Below are 6,884 nucleotides of genomic sequence, written 5' to 3'. Positions count from 1 at the left end.
GGGGCGGCCCACCGGGCGGCGGCGGTGCGGAGTCGACGGCCGCGCCGGCGGGCGCCGGAAACGCCGGGGCGGGCGGCATCGGCGCCGGCATCGGGGTGCCCTGCGGCGCCGCACCGATGATCGATGCCACGGTGGTGCCGTGCGCGTCGCAGTCGGTGAGCCCGTCGCCACCCATGATGTAGTCGCCGCCGCCGATCACCGGCAGTCGCCGACTGGGGTTGACGCCGGTGTCGACGACCGCGACGGGCACCCCGTGCCCGGTTGAGTACGACCAGGCGTGGGCGATGTTCAGCATGGTGAAGCCGGGCGCGGTGACCGCGACGTCCGGGTCGGCCACGGTTATCGGGTATGCGCAGACGTTGCTCTGGCGCATCGGCTGATCCGGGCCGGGCTTGTCGTCCGCGGGAACCCGCGCCGGGTCGACGCTCGGCGGTGGAATCGCCTGGCCGGTCGGAACGTTCGCGACCGTAGCAACCAGGGCCTGCATGAGCACCAGCACGCCGACCGGCAGCAGCGACGCACCCCGCCGCGCCCGGCCGCTCATCGCATCCGCACCCAGGTGAACAGTCCCGAAATCCACGCCGCCAGCGGCAGTGCCACGACGATCGCCGCCAGTTCAAGCCATTCGGCGATCATCCGCACCAGCGGGGTGAACTTCGTGATCGGTATCAGCAGCCCCGCCGCCAGGGCGGCGGCGCCGAATCCGGTCAGTGCCAACGCGCCGGCCAGCAGGGCCGCACTGGATGCAGCGGGTTCAGGTTCGTATATCACGTATTTGACGACGCCGACGCAGACCGCCGCCGAAGCCCCGCACACCAGCGCGATCGCCTGTCGCTTGTCGGCGTAAGCCCGGCCCCGGCTGATGTAGATCAGCACGAAGAGCCCGGCCAGCAGGGCGGCCGCCGTGCTGCGGCCGGGTGGGCCGGGCCCGCCGGGTCCCGGCATCAGCGTCGACCACACCGCCGCCGGCAGGGTCAGCCCGGCGGCCACGCAGACTCCGGTGAGCACGCTGTTGGCCCGGACCGCGGCGCTGGCGATCCGTTGGCCGCGCGGGGTGGTGTCCGGGTTGGCTTCGGTGTTGGCTTCGCCGAGGGTTTCGTCGGCAGAGTCCTCGGCGTTCACCGGCGAAACCGCGTCGACCGGCAACCCGTCACCGCGCCGGAACACATCACGCCCGGTGATCGACCCGAAATGCGGCGGCCGGATCCGGGCAGCCCACAGCGCAATGGTCGGGGCCAGGGTCAACAGCGCAAGTAACGCGACCAGCGTGCACATGCCCAGCCACTGCGCGGGCACCGGCCGCCACATCCGGACTGCCGCCACCACCCCACCCAAGGCGCACAACGTCACCACAGTCGCGGCGACAGTGACCAGACGCCCGGTCACAGCGACGATTGCGCAGGTCAGGATGGCTGCAGCGAGGCCAGCGATGAACAGGTGCGGCGCCCCGAGGGCACCGGGTGCCGCCGCGCCCAGGCTCACCGCCAGCAACGGCGCAGCCAGCCAGGCGAACCCGCCGAGCATGTCGTCCCGGTGCGGCCAACACCACCAGACCACCCCGGCCGCGCCGGCGGCCAGCAGTCCGGCGACCCCGGTCACGATGCTGGGCACCGGCGAATCGGTGGCCGCCCGGTTACGCAGTGCCAGGCCCAGCAGCGCCGCGAAGGCCATCGCCACCATCACCAGCGCGGTGTGCGCCGCGGTGTCGGCCGTGACGGGTTCGAACAGCTTTTTGCCGACCCGGGCCAGTCCGGTGGAGAGCGACTCATACTGCGGCTCGAATGCCTCGCCCGCCACGCCCTTCGTGGAGGGCACCAGCACCAAGGTGGCGCCGTCTTCGACACCCAGTTCGTCGAGGGTCTTCGTGACGTCGAGCCGGACTCCGTTGGCTTTGTGCAGCTCGTAGCCGACACCGGAATCGAGCCCGGGCAGCCCGCGGCGCCTCAGTTCGTCATTGAGCAGTTCGACGACATTGTCGATATAGACCTCGACCGGTACCGACGCCGGATACACCTGTGAAACCAGCTGCTCACCACAGACCACGGCGACCGCGCAGCGAGCCGGGAACGCGACTTTTGTCGGTGGAGCCATCACTGCGGCCTGTCGGCATCCGGAATGTATTTGTCCGCCAGTTCCGCGGTGATCTCGAACAACCGTACGCGAGTGTTCTTGCCCAGTTCATGCTGCGTGTCGATGATTCCGCCCCTGGCCAGGTGCGCGTCGTACGGCATGAATTCCACGGTCGCGCCGGACTGTGCGAACCGTTCGGCGAGGTATCTCCGCGCCTGCGGGTCATATCTGTTGCGGCTGTCGTTCAGGATGACCGTGCTGCGCGACACCAGCTCGTGATACCCCATCGAGCGCAGCAGGTCGATCGCCCTCGTCACCGGCAGCGACGTGTCGGCGGTCAGACCCGATACGAACACCAGCGTGTCGCAGGAGTCGAGCACCGCCTTCATCACCGGGTGTTCCAGATCGTCGGAGGTGTCGACGACGATGACGGTGTGGGTGCGGCGCAGTCGCGACAGCACGCCGGCGAACATCGCCGGCACCAACGGCCGCGGCTGGTCCGATGCCCGGTTACCGGCCAGCACGTCCAACCCCAGGCTGTTCTGTCCCAGGTGCTCCCGGATGTCGGCGTAACCCTGCACATCGGTGTCGCCCAGCACCGCGGCGTAGTCGCCGGGCGGTGCCTCGTCGATCCGGCCGGCCAGCGTCCCGAAGCCCGGTGCGGCGTCGATAGCCACCACGTTCTCCGGGCGGCACTCCCGGAAGACCGCGCCGACACAGGCGGTCATCGTGGTCTTGCCGACTCCGCCCTTGCCGGAGACCACCCCGATGACGAATTGCTTCCGAATGTGCCGTCGTATGCGCTGCTGCAATTCGCGGTAATGACGTTCGGCCGGCGATTCTCCGAGGTTGATGCCGTGAAACGACATGACATAGATTAATTTGCGCCATCCTGAACCCGGAGGTATTTTACGGGGCGCGACCATATCAGAAATACGCAGCGTTCCCGACACAGAATCGTTCCACTGACCGTGCGCCCCAGCCGGTCCAGCGTGTTCGGTCGAGCCCAGCGGAACCCTCCGTGGATTTGTCACGGTCTGAACGCTAACACGTTCAATAAACTCGTCACGGCACTATCCTTCACTACCTTTCACGACCTTTCACACCCTTTACACTACTTTTCGGTAGGAATACCATTCCTGATCGGCTGGGAGCCGCCGCAGCATCTGGTTGACCGCGTTCGCAATGTTGGTGGCAGTGCCGGGAGCGACGATCATCCATGTCGTACCGGCGGACGGGACCTGTTCGGCGACCAGGCGCCCCTGGGGGGTGTCGAGCACGGTCACCACCGTCTGCCCGACGTGGGTGCGGGTCGGCCGGCCCGTCTCCACTCCGGCTTGAACCGCCACGATCGATGCCTGAGCAGATGCACGCAGGTCGGTGGCCGTCATGACCATCTGCACTTGACCGGCGTCTAACCGCTGGGCGATCAGGAAGGCCCGCAGCGTCTCCAGGTCGGTCGCCTCTCGCTGCAGCGCCGCTGCGTCCACGGTGACCGGCCGCAGCGGCGCCGCCGGCAGGGATCCGCACAACCGGTCGATCTGCGTGGTGATCACCGAGCTGGCCGCGCCCTCGGCGCCGGCGCTGCCGGCGCCGCCGATGCGGATCAGCTCCGCCGAGCGCTCCATGACCACCCACCACTGCGCGAATCGTGCCAACACCGCCCGGGCCGGCGCGTCGCCGTCGGGCCTGCGCAGATGGATGATCAGGGCGACGTCGCGGCGAGCCAGCACGGTCAGCCATTCCACCACGGTGGAATCCACCACCCCGGCGTCGTCGATCACCCCAGCGCAGGCCAACTCGGCCGCGACCGGATGCGCCAGCGCCAGCGGCCTGGACTCCACACTGGGCAGGATGGGACGCAGCCCGAGCTCCGGGGCCAGGGTTTCGATGCCGGTGAGCACCTGCAGTGCCCACAGGCCGTCGACGCTAGTGGTCAACACCGCTGCTTCTCCAAGGCTGTCCACCGCGATCGCTGGGGCGCTCGCTCGGCGCGCGCACAGCTAGCTCGCGGGTCTGGCTCCTAGACGAAGAACTGGCCCGCCTGCGCGTCGGTGCTGATGGCGTTGTGGTGGACGTCGGTCACGGTCTGGCCGTGCCTGGCGACGGTCTGGATCAAGCCTTCCAGCCCGTGCAGGGCCTGCTGTTGCGCGTCGAAGAAGCTCGTCGCGCCCTGACCCATGAAGTACTCGTAGAGCGCCTGGGTCAGCCGGGTGATGTCGGCGTGGATCTCCATCAGCTGGCTCGCGCTCGAGCCGACGTTGCTGGCGAGGTCGGCGACCGCGCCGTGGTTGTAGGTGATTTGACCCGGAATCATTTCCGTTACTCCTGACATGTGGTGGTGGGCCGGCTAGACCGCGGAAGCCGGGGTCTCGAACAGCTGGGTGAAGCCGTGGGCCGCGTCGTCCTCGTGGACCTGCATGAGCGCCGCCGCCTTGCGCAGCCCGTTGGACAGACGCTGGCAGCCGGCAATCGTCTGCTGCAGGCTGTCGTTGAGGTGGCCGGCCGTCATCAGCGATGCGTTCGAGGCCGGGCCGGCGAACAGCGCGGCGGAGACGACGTTTTCGTGGCCGCTGTAGTAGTTGCCGGCGATGGCGATGGCGTGTTCGAGATCCGCGTCGATTTTCTGCGCGGTGACGTTCAGCAATTCCGGTGTGACCGTTATGCCCGTCGATTGAGGTGCCGCTGCATCGGGCATCTCACCCTCCTTAGTGATCCTGGTGATCTTTTGCGATTCCCCCTGCGACGGGGCTTGCGTCGAGTTTAAGTACCTGATCGTCGTTGTCACTTCACCTTTTCTGACATTGCCTGCAGCCCGCTGGATCACCCCTTTCCTGCCGTGCTAACGACGATGCGGGCGTTGCGCACCTGCTCGTCGGTGGAGCCGGTGGAGCCAGCCGCCTGGCCGTTTCCACGGCCCAGCATCCCGGCCGGTGACATCGGCATCCCACCCATCCCGCCGGCGCTGGTGGAGCTGGTGGGGCTGCGCAAATCGGCGGCGTTGAGCACGCCGGCGCGACCGATCGGCCGGCCACCGGTCTCGGGGGAGAACGTGCTGGCCGGTCGGGTGTAGCTGGTCAGCGCCGCACCGGGATACCCGCCGGCGCCAACCGCTGCGCTGGCGGTGCTGGCTGGGCCGGCTGTGCTTGCTGTGCTGACCATGCTTACCGTGGCGCCGGTGCCGGCCCGCAACGGCTCGGCAACCGCGCCGCCCAGGGCCGTGTCGGTGCTGGCGCCCACCGCATCCATCGGTCTTCCCGCCGAGAACATGCTCATCAGCGCTTGCGGCGCACTCGAGAAGCTCTGCAACGCCTGGGTGGGCGCGCCGGCATACGACGTCGACGGATTGGTCATCGCGGACGCCAACTCCGGCCCCTGCTGCAGGAACGAGCCCAGCTGGCCGGACGACGCTGTTTGAGCCGGGGCCTCGGCGGCCGCCAGTGACGACTGCAGCCCGTCCTGTGCGGCGGTCTGGGCCGCCGACTGGGCGGCCGCTGTGCCCGCCGCCGCCGGCGCGGCCGGCGACGCGCCCATCGGGGCAGCCGGTGGTGGAATGCCCAGGGAACCGATCAGGCCGGTCAGCACTCCGGAGTAGCTCCAGCCGGTGCTCGAATTCTGCGGCCAGTACCAGCCGAAATACTCGGTATCCCGCTCGATGATCGCCGGGGTGTTCACACCCATGAAGTTGGTGGCGTGCAGGGCCGCGGTCTCGTCCCGGTTGGTCTGGCTGACCAGCGAGGGAATCACCGTCGACGCCGCGACCGAGTGGGCCTCCGCGGCGGCCTGGGTGACCGCGATCTTGTGGGTGATCCACCCCAGAAGTGTCTGCAGTCCGGCGTTGAGCCCGGTCGCGCTCTGGCCCGACGCCGCGCCGCCGAGACCGATCCACCCGGTGGCGGTGGCCGCTGTATTAGCTGCCGAGAGGCCCATCGCCAGCTCGTGACTGATCGCCTCGGTCATCCACACCAGCTGGTTGGCCAGCACCGAAGCCGGGCCGGGGCCCATCTCGAAGATCGCCGCGACGACTTCGGGAGGGGCCATCCAGCGGGGGTCGGCCATCGGCCGGTGCTCTAGACCGTCAGCCTGGCGGCACTGGCCAGTTCACTCAGCAGGTAGGTGACCGAAGCCAGGTTCTGCGCTCCGGCGAACGCCACCCGCTGCCCGACGTGCTCCGCGGCCATGGCCAGGTAGGAACCGCCCGATGCGTTCAGCGCGGCCGCGAACGCCGCCGAATCGGCGTCGGCTGCCATCGGCACCGTCCCGGTGAGCGCATGCGCTCCCGCGGCGGTGGCGGCGGCCATCTGCCCACTGATGACGGACTCGGTGAGCGCCGACATGTCAACGGCGACGGTGTTCACACCCAGCAACGACATCTTTGCCTCCCCATACTGCCCCGTGCTGCCCGCCGCGGGTGACACCCGCCGAACCGCCTGAGTCTAAGGTGTCCCGGCGCCGGATGTCGAGGCACGATTTTGCTGCCGGGACACCGCCGCGCGGCAGGCTACTACGGCGTTCCGACCAACACGCCTTCGATGACGCCGTCGGTGGTGACCAGCAGGCCCCGGCCCGGCGGCAGTTGCTGGGCGGGGGTTCTGCCGAAGACCTTGACGTTGGCCGGGTCGTTGTCCATGAACAGGGTGGGCGCGCGGGAGGCTGTCAGTTTCTGCAGGAACGGGTCCATCACCGACACCCCGGCCCAGTTCCCGGGTGAGCGTGACGCGATGACGTGCAGCCCGACTTCGCGGCTGCGCTCGATGAGGCCCCACAGCGGCGCCGTGGCCGCCGGCTTCCCGATGCCGCCGTGCGGCCGCAGC

At 68.8% G+C, this 6,884-nt stretch carries 8 protein-coding genes and 1 pseudogene; all 9 read right to left on the bottom strand.

The features are described from left to right. Positions 1 to 487, bottom strand: a pseudogene (locus AC2VON_RS23840) (type VII secretion-associated serine protease); the annotation flags it as partial. Positions 488 to 540: 53 nt separating this feature from the next. Further along, positions 541 to 2,091: a type VII secretion integral membrane protein EccD gene (eccD, locus tag AC2VON_RS23835; protein WP_486955064.1), complete on the bottom strand. Its 1,551-nt coding sequence runs from the start codon at positions 2,089 to 2,091 to the stop codon at positions 541 to 543. Then, positions 2,091 to 3,104 (bottom strand): MinD/ParA family ATP-binding protein, encoded by a 1,014-nt coding sequence (locus AC2VON_RS23830; protein WP_486955063.1) that lies wholly within the window; start codon positions 3,102 to 3,104, stop codon positions 2,091 to 2,093. The genes eccD and AC2VON_RS23830 overlap by 1 nt, the downstream gene beginning before the upstream one ends. Positions 3,105 to 3,179: 75 nt before the next feature. After that, positions 3,180 to 4,013 (bottom strand): ESX secretion-associated protein EspG, encoded by an 834-nt coding sequence (locus AC2VON_RS23825; protein WP_486955062.1) that lies wholly within the window; start codon positions 4,011 to 4,013, stop codon positions 3,180 to 3,182. Between the two features lie 80 nt (positions 4,014 to 4,093). Further along, the gene (locus AC2VON_RS23820; RefSeq protein WP_486955061.1) at positions 4,094 to 4,387 is read right to left on the bottom strand and encodes a WXG100 family type VII secretion target; all 294 of its coding nucleotides are present in this window, start codon (positions 4,385 to 4,387) and stop codon (positions 4,094 to 4,096) included. 33 nt (positions 4,388 to 4,420) lie between these two features. Continuing rightward, entirely contained in the window at positions 4,421 to 4,768 is a 348-nt protein-coding gene (locus AC2VON_RS23815) for a WXG100 family type VII secretion target (RefSeq protein WP_486955060.1), read from the bottom strand. Between the two features lie 125 nt (positions 4,769 to 4,893). After that, complete coding sequence (locus AC2VON_RS23810; protein ID WP_486955059.1) at positions 4,894 to 6,129, bottom strand: PPE domain-containing protein; 1,236 nt, start codon at positions 6,127 to 6,129, stop codon at positions 4,894 to 4,896. A gap of 11 nt (positions 6,130 to 6,140) precedes the next feature. Continuing rightward, positions 6,141 to 6,443: a PE domain-containing protein gene (locus AC2VON_RS23805; RefSeq protein WP_486955058.1), complete on the bottom strand. Its 303-nt coding sequence runs from the start codon at positions 6,441 to 6,443 to the stop codon at positions 6,141 to 6,143. Positions 6,444 to 6,574: 131 nt separating this feature from the next. Continuing rightward, positions 6,575 to 6,884 (bottom strand): hypothetical protein (locus AC2VON_RS23800; RefSeq protein WP_486955057.1); only part of this gene is annotated, 310 nt, incomplete at its 5' end.

It is taken from the genome of Mycobacterium sp. TH-M82, assembly GCF_057473605.1.
This window is presented reverse-complemented; position numbering and strand designations above follow the sequence as displayed.